We start from the raw sequence: 16,912 nt of genomic DNA, 5'->3' as shown, positions 1-16,912 counted from the left end.
ATTTATTTTAGGGATTTTATTAATTAGAATTTTAATTGTAGTTGTGCGATGACTTCATCTTTGTTGATTGAATATCCTTGTTCACTTTTGTGCTTGTAGTTGACTTGAAATTTCACAAATGAATTTGGATATAAATTGGCACCAAGGGTATAGAATGAAGTTATGTCGTTTTTAGGATTGTTTTTTGTAGGGTCAAACGTGTCGTATTTTGCTACAAATTGTAGTTTTTTAGGTAGTGCAAAATAGCCTAGCTGCGCATACCAGCCGTCCTTAAGTAGATCTCTATTTACTCCATTTACAATATAAGTGCCTTGTTGTGCTTGTAAATATTCGGCTCTAAATGAAAAGTCATTATAATTTACTGCGACATCAGCTCCAGTACGTACTTGGTCTTGGTTTCTAGCTGGCGTAGTCCATGAGTCATGACCGTTTGAATATGAGATACCAAAATCCAAAAAGGAATAAGGATGACCTACAATTCTAGCTGCAATGTCTTTGGATTCGTTTTTATCGGCAGCGATATTGATTCCTTGTCCATCAAAATAAGCTACATAATAATCTAGTAAAAAACGATTTGAAGCTGTTTTGAATAAACTACCACTCGCTTGTATTCCTATATCGCGGCCATTTTGATCTCCTATTGCATCTTTATTTCGTCCTGTTAAGCCACTTATTTGAGCGCGGTCAATGGTTTCTAATAAATTGTCCGAAGTGGTACTTTCTAATGAATTGGGAATTAAAAATTGTCCTCCTGTTATTTTTAAGAACTCAAATGGTTTGTAGACAAAATAGGCATCTATTATTTTGGTGTTGATTGCAAAATCGGTTTGTAATCGGTATTCCCATTCTGGCGAAAAATTGCCTTTTAGATCAAAACGAGCTCTTCTTATGTCAAAACCGTCTGGCTTTCCTGGCTCTTGTAAAGATTGATAGCGAACCTGGGTGTAACCACCAATAGTAATATTGCGGCTGGAAAGAATATTAAATAGTTTTTGTTTTTCTTTTACTTCTTGTTGTTTGAAAGCATATTCAGCACGAAGCGAATCAGCATCAGTTTGTTTTACAATGCCTTTTTGAATTAGTAAATTGATTATGTCATCTGATGATTGTGCCGAAACTATTTCGACTGAAAAAAAAGTGATGATCAGTAGGAGTATGTATTTTGTTTTCATTTTTATTTTTAAATCTTTATTGGATACTTTTTTATTTTCTTTTTTTTATTTCTAATGAAACAGTGCTTAGTATGCCCGAAGGCACATATAACAAAAAGAATCCATTGCTCTAAATTTTAAAAATGCTATAGTATTTAAAACTTCAGTTTTTGATTGAATTGGCCTCATAATATAATTAACTATATAGAATTAGTCGACTTTAAAAATGCACTATTTTAAAAATTACTTTAACTAGTTAGTGTTATATAATTTTCAGCAAATATATAATTAATTCTATGGAATTAGTAGAGTTTAAAATAAAATTTTTATTTTTTTACTAAAGAAGCAATTGTGATTTCTTCCATTGCCTTTAAAGTTTCATCTCTAACAGTGATTAATCCGCTTCGCAACAGGCAGTTGTGTTCGCTGGTGCAATCAGCACATCGCTCATAAAAATTTAAAGAGGCGCAAGGTAAAAGGGCAATAGCGCCATCAAATAACCGATAAATATCGGCTAAAGTGATGTCGTTTTTAGATTTTAAAAGATAATAACCTCCAAATTTGCCCTGTTTACTACCCACATAATGTCCTCGTTTTAGATCCAATAAGATTTGTTCCAAAAACTTTTTTGGAATATTGGCCTCTTCTGCAATTTCAATTGTTTTTGAAATATGATTTTCATCTTGCTGAGCTAAAAAGAGTAGCGCTTTTAGTGCGTATTTGGCTTTGTGTGAAAGCATTTACTAGTATGGATTTAAAATTATTGTATGCATTTTTGCCTGGGTGCTACTTTATAGTACCGTTGATCATTGTATTGGTTTATAAAAAGGTTCTAATAAATAATTACCAGCCTCCACTAGAGCCTCCACCAGAGAATCCTCCTCCACCAAAGCCACCACCGAAGCCACCGCCTCCGCCGCCAAATCCACCTCCTGATGAACCGCCACCGAAACCACCGCCTCCGCCACGTCCAAGGCTACTTAAGATAATGACATCTAGTAAACTAGGGCCACGACCACCGCGATTTCCAGAGTTTCCGCCACCGCCACCTTTATTTTTAGAAATAAGAACAAGGATGATGATGATAATAACAATAAATGGTAAAATTGGAAAGTCTTTTTGCTGCGTTTGTTTTCTTTTTCCTTTGTACTTCCCTTTGAAAACATCAAAAAGAGCATCAGTTCCTTTGTCTAAACCATTGTAATAACTTCCTGCTTTAAATTCAGGTGTAATTATATTTCGAATTATTTCTCCTCCAATTCCCGCTGTTAATCGATCTTCCAATCCGTAACCGGGGTTGATAGCAATTTTTCTTTCGGCTTTAGCCACCAAAATTATAACTCCATTATCGTCTTTTGCAGTTCCTCCAATTCCCCAAGTTTGAGCCCATTTAGTTGCTAGTTGACTTATATCTTCGTTTTGTAAACTTTCAATAGTAATAACAACGATTTGCGTAGTTGTGGTATCTGAATAATGGATTAATTTTTCTTCAAGTTGTGCTTTTTCTGACGCACTTAAAAGATTAGCATAATCATAAACAGAGGTTTGTTCACTAGGGACTTTGGGTATTGTATATTGTGCAAAACCTATTTGAGTAATAAAAAAACAAATAAGTAGTTTGAAAAAAAGTGGGGTATTCGATTTAGATATAATCATATTATCCTTTAGATATTTCGTTTGATAATTCATTCGTATCATCTTCGGACCATGGAAAATGTTTTTTTAATTCTTCACCCGCTTTTAAAATACCATCAATCAAACCTTGTTTGAAATTGCCATTTTTAAAGTGAGTAACCATTATGTCTTTGGTACTGTCCCAAAAATCATTAGCTACAATTTCATTAATTCCTTGGTCACCACAAATCACAAAGGTTTTGTCTTTTACCGCTAGATAGATTAAAACTCCATTTTTCAGTTGGGTTTCATCCATTTTTAATTCATTAAAAACTTCTAAAGCACGATCAAAAGGATCTAATTCTGTCGTTTTTTCAAGATGTACTCTTATTTCGCCAGAGGTGTTTTTTTCGGCCACGCGAATCGCTTCTACAATTTCTTGTTCTTCTTCTTGTGTTAAAAAATCTTCTACTTTTGACATGGAAATTATTTTTTAATGAAGAGTAACGATTTCTGATTGGAGAAGTTTTTATTCTGCTATCAAAAATCGGTACTCAAAAATTTAAATTCGGTTTTTAGAATTTTACTTCTACGGGTTTATCAGCACCAGCTACTGCTTCAAAATAAGGTTTTTCTTTAAGTCCATACATTCCAGCCAAGATGTTTCTTGGGAAAGTATTGATGTTGTTGTTGTATGGCTTAACAGACTCGTTAAAACGAGTTCTAGCAGTCAAAATTTGGTTTTCAGTACTCGCTAGTTCATCTTGTAATTTCATAAAACTTGCATCCGCTTTCAGATTTGGATATTGCTCAACACTTACTAATAATTTAGATAAAGAAGAAGAAACGCCAGATTGAGCCGAATTAAATGCAGCCAATTGTTCTGGAGTTACTTTACTTGGGTCAATAGTTACGGCAGTTGCTTTAGCTCTTGCTTCGATTACTGCTGTTAAAGTACTTTTTTCATGTTCAGCATATCCTTTTACAGTGCTAACGATGTTTGGTATAAGATCATTTCTTCTTTGGTAGGCTGTATTAACATTTCCCCAGCTTTCTTTTACATCTTGTTCAAGTGTCACTGCATTATTATAAATTCCTGACGCCCAGCTGTAAATTGCTAAAATAACAACCGCTCCGATAATCCAAGGCAAAAATCTTTTCATGTTTATTTAATTTTAAAGTTGGTTTTTAATATTTGTTAATTGTGTTCGTATCGTTTCTAATTTTCTAATAATTTCAAACTTATCTAAGGTTTTCTTTTGTCCTTCTTTCAAATGCGTTTTTGCTCCTTCCAGTGTAAAACCTCTTTCTTTTACTAAATGATAAATGAGCTGTAAATTGGTCACATCCTCTGGAGTAAACATTCGATTTCCTTTGGCATTTTTCTTAGGCTTTAGAATATCAAATTCACTATCCCAAAAACGAATTAAGGATGCATTAACATTAAAAGCTTTGGAGATTTCCCCAATGCTGTAATATCTTTTATCTTTTGAAAGTTCTATATGCATTTTCTTGTTTAAAAGTTTAATGTTATAATTTTAAAGCCAAACGCTCCATTTTATAACGTCTATATTATAAATTAATCCAGTGACTGGTTCTCTTGGTTGGCTAATTTTGATATGGCTACATATTCCACTGCCGATATATTTCCGTAATAGAAATTAAGTGGGTTTACCACTTTTCCATCTTTATGTACTTCGTAATGGCAATGTGGCGCTTCAGATCGCCCTGTGCTTCCTACATACCCTATAATATCTCCACGCTTCACTCTTTGTCCCGCTTTGCAATTGTATTTGCTCAAATGCGCATACAACGTTTCGTATCCATAACCATGCCTAATGACCACATGATTACCAAAACCTGAAGCATTACTATTGGCTTCAGCTATAACACCATCTCCAGTGGCGTAGATTGGAGAGCCTGTTTTGGCTGTAAAGTCCATTCCCTCATGCATTTTACGCGCTTTAGTAAATGGATCTGTTCGATATCCAAAACCAGAAGCCATGCGTTTCAAGTTTTCATTTCGGACTGGCTGAATGGCAGGAATAGATGACAATAGCTTGTTTTTTTCTTTGGCTAATTTTAAAATATAGTCCAAAGATTTAGATTGAATTGCCAATTCTTTACTTAAAACATCTATTCTTTTTGTGGTATTTAAAACCAGTTGTGTATTGTTATATCCTTCAAGTGCTACATACCGGTTTACATCTCCAAAACCTGATTTTCTTTCCTCTTCGGGAATCGGAGCAGTATTAAAGTACGTGCGGTATAAATTGTTATCTCGATCTTCAATAGCTACAATGACATCATCCACCTCGTCCATTTTTTTATTTAAAACAGCGTAATTCAGTTTTAAATTTTCAATTTCACGCAATAACAATCGATCCTTTGGAGTGTCGAAATAAGGGGTGTTCAATAAAACGACAAAACTTAAAACGCCAAACAATGCAGAAGCCACTAAAAACAAGATGGCAAAACCGAATTTCCATCTTTTTTTTGTTTTTATTTTTCGATATGCTAGATTTTCGGAATCGTAATAATATTTTACTTTCGCCATGTTTTAAAATACCCTATTTTTGCACATTGTAAAATGTTAGTCGAACAAATTTAATAAATGTTTCATTTGTTCAACCCTTTTTTCAGGAATAAATAAAATAATGTGCCTATTCCAGCTATTCGTTTCAAGTTCTCGTCTTGAAATCTTTTTTTCTACTGCGTTGGCAGGAGCTTCCTGCGGTCGCTCTACCACCACAAGAAAAAATAAATTTCAAAACCTCGAAGCTTTTCACTACTATCTGGGGCAAGAAAAAAAATAATAAAAAGAGATAGTTTCTGGTCTAATCAACTTTAAACCTTAAACTTTAAACTAAAATAAATAATGAAATCACAAGACGTACGTAAACAATTTCTAGATTTTTTTCAAAGCAAAGGGCATTTAATCGTTCCTTCTGCACCAATTGTTCTTAAAGATGATCCTACTTTGATGTTCAACAACTCTGGGATGGCTCAGTTCAAAGAGTATTTTTTAGGAAATGCCACACCCAAAAACAATAGAATTGCCGATACGCAAAAATGTCTTCGTGTTTCAGGAAAACACAATGATTTAGAGGATGTAGGTTTTGATACTTACCACCATACTATGTTTGAAATGTTAGGAAACTGGTCTTTTGGCGATTATTTCAAAAAAGAGGCTTTGCCTTTCGCTTGGGAATTTTTGACTGAAGTTTTAAAATTAGACAAAGACCGTTTATACGTTTCTGTTTTTGAAGGGAACGAAGCTGAAAATGTCCCTTTTGATCAGGAAGCATTTGATATTTGGAAACAGTTTGTTCCTGAAGACCGAATTATTCTTGGAAATAAAAAAGACAATTTTTGGGAAATGGGAGATCAAGGACCTTGCGGACCTTGTTCAGAAATTCATATCGATTTACGTTCGGATGAAGAAAGAGCTGCTGTTTCAGGTAGAAGTTTAGTAAATGCAGATCATCCTCAAGTAGTAGAGATTTGGAATAATGTATTTATGGAATTCAACCGCAAAGCGGATGGTTCTCTTGAAAAATTGCCTTCGCAACATGTGGATACCGGTATGGGATTTGAGCGTTTGTGTATGGCGATGCAAAACACAACTTCAAATTATGATACGGATGTATTTACGCCACTTATTGAGAAAGTGGAACAGATTACAGGATTAAAATATACTTCAAACGAAGTTAAAGACATAAGCGAGGAACAAAACAAAACGAATATAGCAATTCGCGTTATTGTGGATCACGTTCGTGCGGTTGCTTTTGCCATTGCTGATGGTCAGTTGCCTTCAAACACTGGTGCGGGTTATGTAATTCGTCGTATTTTGCGTCGTGCGATCCGTTACGGATTTACTTTTTTGAATACTAAAGAACCTTTTATATTTGAATTGGTTGCTGTTTTGGCCAATCAAATGGGTGAATTTTTCCCAGAAATCAAATCGCAACAAAACTTGGTAACGAATGTAATTAGAGAAGAGGAAGCTTCTTTCTTAAGAACATTAGACCAAGGATTGCAATTGCTTGAAAATGTTATTACTGAAACAAAAGGAAAAGAAGTTTCAGGTGCTAAAGCATTCGAATTGTATGATACTTTTGGTTTTCCAAAGGATTTAACGGCTTTGATTTTAAGAGAAAGAGGATTAGAGTTGGACGAAGCGGGTTTTGATATTGCAATGCAAGAACAAAAAGCGCGTTCTCGAGCAGCATCGGAAGTTTCAACAGAAGACTGGTCTGTTTTAATACCTGGAAATGTAGAAACATTTGTAGGCTACGACGACACAGAAGCAGACGTGAAAATCACCCGTATCCGAAAAGTCGATTCTAAAAAAGATGGCGTTTTATACCAAATTGTATTAGATAATAGTCCGTTTTATCCAGAAGGAGGAGGACAAGTAGGAGACAAAGGAACATTGGTTTCAGCAAATGAGACCATTCAAATTATAGATACTAAAAAAGAAAACAACCTTATTTTACTTTTTGCTAAGCAATTGCCAGAAAATGTAAATGCTAGTTTTGTTGCTAAAGTAAATACTAATTTAAGAACAGCAAGTGCCAAGAATCACTCGGCTACCCATTTAATGCACTTGGCATTGCGTACTGTTTTAGGTACACACGTAGAGCAAAAAGGATCATTGGTAAATCCGAACTATTTGCGTTTTGACTTTTCACATTTTGCAAAAGTAACGGATGAAGAATTGCAGCAGGTAGAGGATTTTGTAAATGCTAGAATTCAAGAACAATTGCCATTGATTGAACGTAGGAATATTCCTTTTGCGCAAGCGGTAGAAGAAGGAGCGATGGCACTTTTTGGAGAAAAATATGGAGATCATGTACGTGCTATAAAATTTGGTGACAGTATGGAATTATGCGGAGGAATCCATGTGAAAAACACGGCGGAAATCTGGCATTTTAAAATCACAAGTGAAGGAGCAGTTGCGGCAGGAATTCGTCGTATTGAAGCAATAACTAGCGATGCTGTAAAAGCTTTTTTTGCATCTCAGGAAAACATGTTGAGCGAAATTAAAGTAGCTTTAAAAAACCCACAAGATTCGCTGAAAGCAGTAGTTTCTCTTCAAGAGGATAATGCCAAATTGAAAAAACAATTGGAAACCTTATTGAAAGAGAAGGCTAAAAATATGAAAGGGGATTTGGCTAAAGAGTTGCAAGAAATCAATGGTATTCAATTTTTAGCAAAACAAGTGGATTTAAATCCAGAGGGTGCTAAAGATTTGGCATATGAATTAGGAAATCTAGGAAGTAATATGTTCCTAGTTTTGGCTACAGCCGAAGAAGGAAAGCCAATGTTAAGTTGTTATATCTCTAAAGAATTAGTAGCTGATAAAGGCTTAAATGCAGGACTGGTGGTTCGTGAATTAGGGAAGTATATCCAAGGTGGAGGTGGAGGCCAGCCCTTCTTTGCCACTGCAGGAGGTAAAAAATCAGAAGGAATTCAAGAAGCTTTAGATAAAGCAGTTGAGTTTGTGAAGTAAAATAGTTTTAATCATTATATAAAATAACCCTTTTAGAGCATGCGCTTTAAAAGGGTTTATTATTTGTAGAATCTATTGTAAAATGAACCTCATAGGTTGTATTTGTTAGTTTTTTAAAATAGTAGTTTAACCGAAATATAAGGATTGTAGCGATGAATTTTGTAGCTTTTATTTTATTTTTTTAGGTTTGCCCCATCAATTTAAAAAACAGAAACATTTAATAAATGTGGATAAATTAGGTAACATGCAAACACCAACTAAAATAGTTTTACTAGTTTCAATCTTATTAATAACTCTGTGTTCTTGTACTAACGATAACGGGAATGACAACCAAGCTCTTTTATTAAAAAAGATTGTTGAAGTTGCTGTTGATGGATCTTCGAAAGCAACATTTATTGCTTATGAAGCTAATAAAATTGTGAGTATTGATAAAGTTGGTGAATTTTCAACGTTTTATTATACAGGAGATTTAATTACTAAAATTACTGTGTTAAATAAATCAACCCAAAATCAAAATACGTTGGAATATGTATACTCTGATAATAAATTAGTAAAAATTATTTCTTCAGATAATTATACGTTGAATTATATTCACAACACAGATGGTACAGTTTCTTATGAAAAACTAACAAAGGATTCAAATGCTAATGAGGTTAGAAGTAATCACGGAACTTTATATTTTCAAAATGGAAACCTTATCAAAGATGAAAAAGTTTTAGATAATGTGGGGACAGGAGTTTTGGCAGTTAATAAAATGGAGGTTACTTATGATTATAAAAATAACGCATTGCTTAATATTTTAGGATTTAGTAAACTGTTAGATTATTCTAAATTTATTTCTTCAAATAATGATATTAGTAGTATGGAAACATCATCAGTTAAATATGTAAATGAAGATCAAGCTATTTCAGCTGTCAAAATGAACACCAATAAATATAAATATAATTCGAATGACTATCCTACGGAAATAGTTTCTGAAAATGAAATGTTTGGAGGACATAATGCGAATCATTTAAAGTCGCAATTATTTTATAATTAATGAACATTATAAAAAACAACAAATAAAATTCATCTTCCAAGAAGCAGGTTGTTTTAATTCTAGAATTTGTAGTAGCGAACTGATGATTTTTTAAATGAAATAGGATTGTTTTTAACTCGTAAATTCCCAAATTCATTACTTATATACTGTTTTTTCAAGGCTATTAATAAGTAGTTAATCCGAAAAATAAGGATTGTAACGATGAATTTTGTAGCTTTTATTTTATTTTTTTAGGTTTGATATTGGTAAAGCCCTATGCGTCGACCCTATTAGATTTATTATAATGAGAAAAGGAAAAATTTTATTTGGGGTGGTGTCAATTTTTTTATTGATTCTTTTTTCATGTTCAAAAGATAATAGTGACAACATAAAGTTACTTAAAAAATTAGTTGAAACTTCATCTGATGGTACATCAAATACGACTTTGTTTATTTATAAAGAAAATGAAATTGTAAATACAGACAATGAAAAACAACATGTTGATTATACATATACGAATGGCTTAATCACTAAGATAATTACGAAGACGAAGGTAAATCAAAGTAGTACTTCCTTAGAATTCACTTATGATAAGGACAAATTAGTGGGTATAAAATCATCAGACAATTACTCAATTAAATTCACGCATAAGTCCGATGAAACGGTTTCTTATCAAAAAACAACTTTGAGTTCTCAGAATGAAGAGGTTAAGGTTTGTCATGGTGTTTTGTTTTTCAAAAATAAAAACTTGATTAAAGACAAAAGAACGCTTGATGATACTGAACCAGGGATTACTTCAAATTACGACCTGAGTTATGAATATGACTTAAAAAACAATCCCTTTTATAACATATTGGGCTTTGATAAGTTGCTGAATCAAAACGATTTAATTTCTATAAATAATAGCCAGATAGGTATTGTGGAAGCAACAATTACAAATGCAGAAGATCAAATCACATCATCGGCTAATTTTTACAAGAGCTCTTTTAAATATGATAAAGAAGGATATCCTACTGAAAAAGTTGCTGAATCAGTGATGCCATCTGATGGGAAATCAGGGTATTTAAAAACTGAATATTTCTACAAATAAAACAGAATAAAAAAGATTGAATTATAATAAAAAACTCAATGGTCTTGATTAAAAGATAATTGAGTTTTTTTGTGCAAAAAATAGTGTTAAATGTTTTTTATTTACTTTATTTATATAAAAAATAAACATGAATAAATTAGCTTTAGGATTAGTCGGTTTAATGCTGATGTTGTTTTCCTGTTCAAGTGATTCTTCTGGGAGTGATTCGCCAGTTGTAGTTGCGCCTTCTGCATTAGTAAAGAAAATTACTACATCTGATTCAGCAGGTAAACTATTAGTCACAACAACCTTTTCTTATGATGGGAATAAAATTGTAAGTGAGTCTTGGAAGCAAAATAGTTTTAGTATGGGGACGGACGTTGGCTATAGTTATAGAATGGACTATACTTATACAGGAAATTTAATAACTAACATTAAGGTTAATAATATATTTGGAGCACCCGAAAAATTAGTAATGAGTACTAACTTTGTTTATGATAGCAATGAAAATTTAATTTCATCGATAAGGGAACAATATTTTGATTCATTTAAAATGATTTTCAAGGTGTTGTATACCAACATTGATAATAATACTCAGGAGTTTAAAATGTTTACAACAGATTCCAGAGACAATATTGAAAATTCATCTGCAAGTGGTAAGATTGTTTTTGATGCGAATAGAAATATTATTAAAATGGGTTCTATAGATGGAACTAACACGTATTCTAGTTTTGAATATGATTTGAAATCCAATCCCAAAAAAAATATTTTAGGATTTAATAAAATGATATACTTTGATTTGCCACCAAATTTTAGTGTTATTTATTCAAAACCACATTTAGATCGATCTAACACTGTTTTAAAAACAAATATTTCGGGGTATTATCCAACAACCAATCAATATACCTACAATACTAATGGGTATCCAATTGAAAATAAAGAATATCTTGTAAATAATGGTGATAAACTCAATGCTATTTTTCAATATTTCTACGAGTAAACAATTTAGTTTGTAAAACCATATAAAACTACCCTTTCAACTATAAAACGTTAAAAGGGTTTTTTGATGCTATTTTTGATGCAGGAAAAAAACAACTAAACCGTGTTTAAGTCACTAAAATTATTCAAATTTGTAGTAAATTACAATCATGCAATTCAGAACCCAAATACCTATTCCTAAAAGTAATTCCCTCCTTGATTATAATTCAAAGGTGGTTTCTTTAGGTTCTTGTTTTGCAGTCAATATGGCGGAGAAACTAGATTATTATCAGTTTCAAAATAGTTGCAATCCTTTTGGAATTATTTTCAATCCTGTTTCTATTGAAAAATTAGTTGGATTTGTGGTTTCAGAAAAACAATTTACGGAGGAGGAGGTTTTCTTTAATAACCAACGTTGGCATTGTTTCGATGTTCATTCAGATTTAAGTTCCAATAGCAAAGAAGAGCTATTAACGACTTTAAACTCTATTCTAAAAATTACAAAACAGCAATTACTCGAAGCTTCTCATATTATTATTACCTATGGAACTTCTTGGATATATCGTGCTACAGAAAGCAATGAAATAGTAGCGAATTGCCATAAAGTACCGCAAAAACAATTCGCCAAAGAATTGCTTTCGATACCTACAATTACAGAAAGTATTTCTAACACTATTCAGTTAATTCAATCCATTAATCCAGAAGCAAAATTTATTTTTACCGTTTCGCCAGTGCGTCACATTAAGGATGGTTTTGTAGAAAATCAACTAAGTAAAGCGCATTTAATAAGTGCGCTACATGCAACTTTTGACTTTCGACTTTCGGCTGTTACTTATTTCCCGAGTTACGAAATCATGATGGATGAACTGCGTGATTATCGCTTTTACACAGAGGATATGTTGCATCCAAGCGCGTTAGCAGTTGATTATATTTGGGAGCGTTTTAAAGAAACAAATATTGCCGAAACAGCTTACGAAACAATGGATGCCGTTGCGACTATTCAAAAATCATTACAACATCGAGCTTTTAATCCAGCATCTGAAAGTCATCAAAAATTTGAATCCAATTTGCAAGCTAAAATCAGCAAAATGGTTTCCCAATATTCATTCATGAAATTTTAATTATGTTAAAAAGACTATTCGTTTTTATAGGTTTAATAGTAACAGTGTTGCTGTTATTCAAGTTTTGTGAATTTAAAAAAGCAGATGATGCTACAACTATAGATGGCGCTGGTTTGATTCAGCAGCAAATTGTAAACGTAGGAAAACTGGTTGTTACCGAAGGGCATTATTCGGAAGTGATAACCTATAAAAACCAAGAGAAATACTTGATGGGAATGTTTTCTTTTGATAAAAAAGCATTGATTGTCGTAAATGCAGATGTGACAGTGGCATACGATTTACACAAAATGAAATACGATATTGATGAGAAAAACAAAACAATCTCGATCGTTTATATCCCTAAAGAAGAAATAAAAATCAGTCCTGATATCAAGTTTTATGATGTAGAACAAAGCAAACTGAACCCTTTTACGGGTGATGATTATAACAAAATCAACAAGTCAGTAAAAGCTAATTTAGCTAAGAAAATGGAAACTTCCACATTAAAATCTAATGCTCAAAATCGCTTAATAAGTGAATTGTCTAAAATCCTTATTACAACCAGTAATTTAGGTTGGACTTTAAAATACGAAGGCAAAGTAATTGAAAGCGATAAAGATTTAAGTCAGCAAATAAAGTTGTAAAAGAAAAAGCCACGAATTCACTAATTTCAATCAGTGCATTCGTGGCTAAAATTTATGCTTTTGCCTTCTCAAAAATCAAGTCCAATCCACCAGTAATCAAATGTGCCACTTCGGGTCTGGCAAGTTTTAATTGTTCGAGATGTGTCAATACTTCATCCAATAGTGGAGCATCATTGCGGTCTTTTAAAAGCTCCACAATCTCAACCGAAAGTAACCAATCTTTTGGGTGATTTACTTTTAATTTATGAAAAATAGGACTAAGCGAAGCGTAGATGTCATGCGTCTCCCTGATAATTCTAACAGTTTGGTATAAAATTTCTAAATCATCGCGCTCTGCAGTATGTGTCGCTTTAATGGTGGTGCTAGATGGTAAATGGGTAATCAAATCAAAACTATTCACATCGGCAGGACCAGAGAAAGCCGAAACTACTTTTTTACCCACCGCCATATCATAAACACCCCAATCGGGTTGGAACAAAATCGTTTCACCATGCGTCACCGTACAGTTTTTAAAACGAATCAAGATAATCTCACCTTGTAGGTTTCTAGAACCCGTTACAATTTCGCCTTCCACAGTGATACCGCCTTCAAACTCTAGTTTAACGGCTTTGGATTCTATAATGTCATAGGCATGCAAGTCCTTCGGACTCATATCTTCTATCGCTAAGTTAATTCCTTCCAGTTTTCCTATTGGACTACCAAAACCTTCGGCATGAGTCAAAGTACCATGGCCTACTAATTCTTTTTCGCGGGAAGCCAAAGCTGTTTTTCCAATTGTTTGTACGTAAATCGGTTTCCCTTCATCAGCAATTACTTTGGTAAAAACACCCGAAATTTGCAATCCCGTGCTCAATTCAATCGTTCCCAAAGCGCCCGAGTGAATCAATTTCTCAATTCCAGACAAACCACCTGTGCGCAATGCCATTTTATTCGCAAATTCTTCCAAAACCAAATTCAAATACGCAAAAGTTGGTGTTACATACAGTTGCGGTTGTAGTTTTGTAATGTCAAAACTTTGGTAGGCTGCTGAGATATCGTAAGGGATTTTCTTCACTTGATCCGTCATGCAGTACGCACTTTCACCAATAGACGATAATAATCCTGCACCGTAAATCTTTGGATTTTCTACCGTTCCTATCAAGCCATATTCCACAGTCCACCAGTGTAGGTTGCGTATTTGAGCCATTTCAGACAGTTCGCCCATGTTGTTTTGCAAGTCTTCGACTGCTTTTTCGGCAGCGTCAATCGTAGCTTGTGGCGTACCTTCGGCTTCTTTGACGATGGATAAAAGTCGGATTGCCTCATACATTTGATAATCCTTGTCCGATGAAATCGCTTTGCATCCTATTTCTCCAAAACGGCGCAAATATTCCGCATATTCTGGATTGGCAATAATAGGCGCGTGACCGGCACCTTCATGAATAATATCGGGAGCAGGCGTGTATTCAATATGTTCCAGTTGGCGAATATCCGAGGCAATTACCAAAACGTTATACGCTTGAAATTCCATAAAAGCATTGGGCGGAATAAACCCATCCACGGCAACAGCAGCCCAACCTATTTCGGTCAAAATGCGGTTCATACCGTACATACTCGGGATATTGTCAATCTCAATTCCTGTTTTCTTCAACCCTTCCAGATACGAGCTATGCGCCACTTGAGCAAGATAATCCACGTTTTTACGCATCACATAGCGCCAAACCGCTTGATTGATAGGCGTATAATCGCTATAATCCTGAGGTTTAATAAATTGCTTTAAATGTTTGGGTAATCGGTCTAATAACGGATTACTTTCTATAATTGAGTTCATTTCGAAATCGTTGTAGTTATCATGCAAAAGTACGAATTCTTGAAGCCAATTCCCGCTTTTCATTGCAAGTTTTTGTCCAGCCGTTTGTTTTTCCATAGTTTATAAAAGAGCTTCCTCTGGTCGCTTTTTATAAACAGGAAAACCTAAAAAAACGGCTTGTACAAAAAGCTTTCTATTTCAGTCGGGGCTAGGGGAGTAGTGGTAAAATGTTTGTTTATTGATTCCTGTCCTGCAAGGTTTTTTTGAACCTTGTAGGTTTGTTTTCATTCCAATCAATGAAGAATTCCAATAATAAGTAAACGTGCAGCAAGTCATTGCGAGGAACGATGCAATCACACCAATAGAATTCTACAAACAAATACAAAAGAAAAGGAGTATAATGGAAGCGCTGGATGAGATTGCTTCATTCTTCGCAATGACAAAGTGCTTCAATTCGTGTGTTCTTATTTCGTTTCAATGTCCACAATTTTTTGTCCATTGGTTCCTAAATAATGTTTTAGCAAACTTTCATATACGTTTGCGCCTGTGTCCGAATTGGTGAAAATTATAATTCCTTGCTTTGTTTTGGGTAAAAGGAACACGAGAGTTTGTACTCCATTGTCAGAACCGCCATGAGATAAGGCATATTCGTCATTACCCAAATCATAAATTTCAAATCCCAAACCAAAATGTTTTCCCTTTGAACTTGCGACTTGGTTTGAGGTCATTTCTTTAAAGACTTCGTCTGTTAATCCCTCACTGTTTAATACACTCACTAGAAACTTCCCATAATCCTCAATAGTCGTCAGTAAGTCATCTGCCGCATTGGGTGTATTGTTTTTTATGGTTTCGTAGGGCTTTCCATCTTTGTCATAACCAATCGCCATTCTTGATACATCCACATTTTTATCCCAAACATATCTGGTATCAGTCATTTTTAGCGGTTGAAAAATAAGTTCGTCCGCTAACTGTTGCAATGATTTATGAAACTTCTTTTCTAGTGCTTTTCTTAAATATTCCATTCCTTCTCCAGAATATTGGTATTTTGTTCCAGGGTCAAATTGAAAGTGGAGCTTCTTATCGTCATTCATCCAACGCCAATTAGCGAAACCAGTTTGGTGGCTTAGGATTAGCCTTGTAGTTAGTTTTTTATTGCGTGGGTCGTTGGCAATATCTGGATCAGTCCAGTATTTGTAAAGAGGCTCGTCTAAATTCCATTTGCCTAAACTAACTAATTTCAACGCGACGATGGTAGTCACTGGTTTGGTTAAGGAAGCCACATTAAAAATGGTATTGTAAGGAGCTGCAACGCCTTTCGTGATTTCTCCATAGACTTTTACTTGTTTCAGCGCTCCATTTTCAATAATGCCCAACCCAAGTGTAGGAACCTTATTTTGTATCAACCATTTTTCAATTTCAATATCAGTATCAAAAATTGGAGTTTCTTTTTTATTATTGTCGTAAGCTTGATGATCGAAACTAAATGAAGTAGTCAATTTCCATTCTCCATTTTCCAATTGCCAAACGTTAGAGAACTTCGCAATTCCAGGTTGGCTTTCTCGTTCTTCATAAAATAGATGTTCGCCATTATGAACGGCTCCGTAAAGCACTCCATTTCTATACAGCGGAAAAATTTTGGTGCTTTCTTTAACTAAAATCCGTTTTACTTGTCGTGTTTCTGGACTTTTACATAGGCCATTTTTTAAGTCGTAAAGAAATTTTGTTTTATCAGAAATCCCGTCTTTGTCGTGATAAAATTTTAGGTTGTCGCTCAGCAAAATTTCAAATTGTTTGATGTCGCAAGTGTTAAAACCAACATTGAACAGCAAACTATCTTTGGATAGGATTGTTTTATAAAGTGCTGAATTTTTATCAACCTGCGCATTGCTGTTGGCGCAAATAGTGATTAGAAGTAGGAAGCTGAAAAGTATTTTTTTTGTCATGATACTGTTGGATTTTGCTAAAATTATACTTTGGCAAAGTTTAGGAAAGTATCTTTTACACACAAAAAATTCACCCGACAATAACCCGACA

The 16,912-nt window shown here is 34.0% G+C and carries 15 protein-coding genes; 6 read left to right on the top strand and 9 right to left on the bottom strand.

Features of this window, described 5'->3' with window-relative positions; genetic code table 11:
• Window positions 1-23: 23 nt before the first annotated feature.
• The 7 genes from AB3G36_RS00535 to AB3G36_RS00505 all read right to left on the bottom strand — a co-directional run bounded on the left by AB3G36_RS00535 (window position 24) and on the right by AB3G36_RS00505 (window position 5,322).
• Window positions 24-1,172, bottom strand: a complete 1,149-nt coding sequence (locus AB3G36_RS00535) for a porin (RefSeq protein WP_367754955.1) — start codon at window positions 1,170-1,172, stop codon at window positions 24-26.
• A gap of 305 nt (window positions 1,173-1,477) precedes the next feature.
• Window positions 1,478-1,891 carry an Rrf2 family transcriptional regulator gene (locus AB3G36_RS00530; RefSeq protein WP_367754953.1) on the bottom strand — a complete coding sequence of 138 codons (414 nt, stop codon included), beginning with the start codon at window positions 1,889-1,891 and terminating at the stop codon, window positions 1,478-1,480.
• 103 nt (window positions 1,892-1,994) lie between these two features.
• The gene (locus tag AB3G36_RS00525) at window positions 1,995-2,807 is read right to left on the bottom strand and encodes a YgcG family protein (protein ID WP_367754951.1); all 813 of its coding nucleotides are present in this window, start codon (window positions 2,805-2,807) and stop codon (window positions 1,995-1,997) included.
• A gap of 1 nt (window position 2,808) precedes the next feature.
• Complete coding sequence (locus AB3G36_RS00520; protein WP_367754949.1) at window positions 2,809-3,246, bottom strand: TPM domain-containing protein; 438 nt, start codon at window positions 3,244-3,246, stop codon at window positions 2,809-2,811.
• 94 nt (window positions 3,247-3,340) lie between these two features.
• The gene (locus AB3G36_RS00515; RefSeq protein ID WP_367754947.1) at window positions 3,341-3,928 is read right to left on the bottom strand and encodes a LemA family protein; all 588 of its coding nucleotides are present in this window, start codon (window positions 3,926-3,928) and stop codon (window positions 3,341-3,343) included.
• 12 nt (window positions 3,929-3,940) lie between these two features.
• Window positions 3,941-4,273 (bottom strand): MerR family transcriptional regulator, encoded by a 333-nt coding sequence (locus AB3G36_RS00510; RefSeq protein ID WP_367754945.1) that lies wholly within the window; start codon window positions 4,271-4,273, stop codon window positions 3,941-3,943.
• Between the two features lie 71 nt (window positions 4,274-4,344).
• Window positions 4,345-5,322, bottom strand: coding sequence for a M23 family metallopeptidase (locus tag AB3G36_RS00505; protein ID WP_367754943.1), 978 nt, complete (start codon window positions 5,320-5,322; stop codon window positions 4,345-4,347).
• Window positions 5,323-5,643: 321 nt separating this feature from the next.
• Between AB3G36_RS00505 and alaS the strand changes: the two genes are divergently transcribed.
• From alaS to AB3G36_RS00475, 6 genes are all read left to right on the top strand, one after another.
• On the top strand, window positions 5,644-8,280 hold the full coding sequence (gene alaS / locus AB3G36_RS00500; protein ID WP_367754941.1) for an alanine--tRNA ligase: 2,637 nt from the start codon (window positions 5,644-5,646) through the stop codon (window positions 8,278-8,280).
• 244 nt (window positions 8,281-8,524) lie between these two features.
• Window positions 8,525-9,319 carry a hypothetical protein gene (locus AB3G36_RS00495; protein WP_367754939.1) on the top strand — a complete coding sequence of 265 codons (795 nt, stop codon included), beginning with the start codon at window positions 8,525-8,527 and terminating at the stop codon, window positions 9,317-9,319.
• A gap of 283 nt (window positions 9,320-9,602) precedes the next feature.
• Window positions 9,603-10,388 (top strand): hypothetical protein, encoded by a 786-nt coding sequence (locus AB3G36_RS00490; RefSeq protein WP_367754937.1) that lies wholly within the window; start codon window positions 9,603-9,605, stop codon window positions 10,386-10,388.
• 127 nt (window positions 10,389-10,515) lie between these two features.
• Window positions 10,516-11,367 (top strand): hypothetical protein, encoded by an 852-nt coding sequence (locus AB3G36_RS00485; protein WP_367754935.1) that lies wholly within the window; start codon window positions 10,516-10,518, stop codon window positions 11,365-11,367.
• Between the two features lie 148 nt (window positions 11,368-11,515).
• Window positions 11,516-12,466, top strand: coding sequence for a GSCFA domain-containing protein (locus AB3G36_RS00480; protein WP_367754933.1), 951 nt, complete (start codon window positions 11,516-11,518; stop codon window positions 12,464-12,466).
• A gap of 2 nt (window positions 12,467-12,468) precedes the next feature.
• Window positions 12,469-13,089: a DUF4230 domain-containing protein gene (locus AB3G36_RS00475; protein ID WP_367754931.1), complete on the top strand. Its 621-nt coding sequence runs from the start codon at window positions 12,469-12,471 to the stop codon at window positions 13,087-13,089.
• 52 nt (window positions 13,090-13,141) lie between these two features.
• Here AB3G36_RS00475 and AB3G36_RS00470 read toward each other — a convergent pair whose 3' ends face one another.
• Together AB3G36_RS00470 and AB3G36_RS00465 are read right to left on the bottom strand one after the other, a co-directional pair.
• Window positions 13,142-14,899 carry an aromatic amino acid hydroxylase gene (locus AB3G36_RS00470; RefSeq protein WP_367757977.1) on the bottom strand — a complete coding sequence of 586 codons (1,758 nt, stop codon included), beginning with the start codon at window positions 14,897-14,899 and terminating at the stop codon, window positions 13,142-13,144.
• A 443-nt stretch (window positions 14,900-15,342) separates the two neighbouring features.
• Window positions 15,343-16,821: a serine hydrolase gene (locus tag AB3G36_RS00465; protein WP_367754929.1), complete on the bottom strand. Its 1,479-nt coding sequence runs from the start codon at window positions 16,819-16,821 to the stop codon at window positions 15,343-15,345.
• Window positions 16,822-16,912: the final 91 nt, after the last annotated feature.

The organism is Flavobacterium sp. WC2430 (assembly GCF_040822075.1).
Taxonomy (GTDB): domain Bacteria; phylum Bacteroidota; class Bacteroidia; order Flavobacteriales; family Flavobacteriaceae; genus Flavobacterium.
Note: the sequence above shows the minus strand (reverse complement) of the source record. Positions and strands in the feature narration are given on the sequence as shown.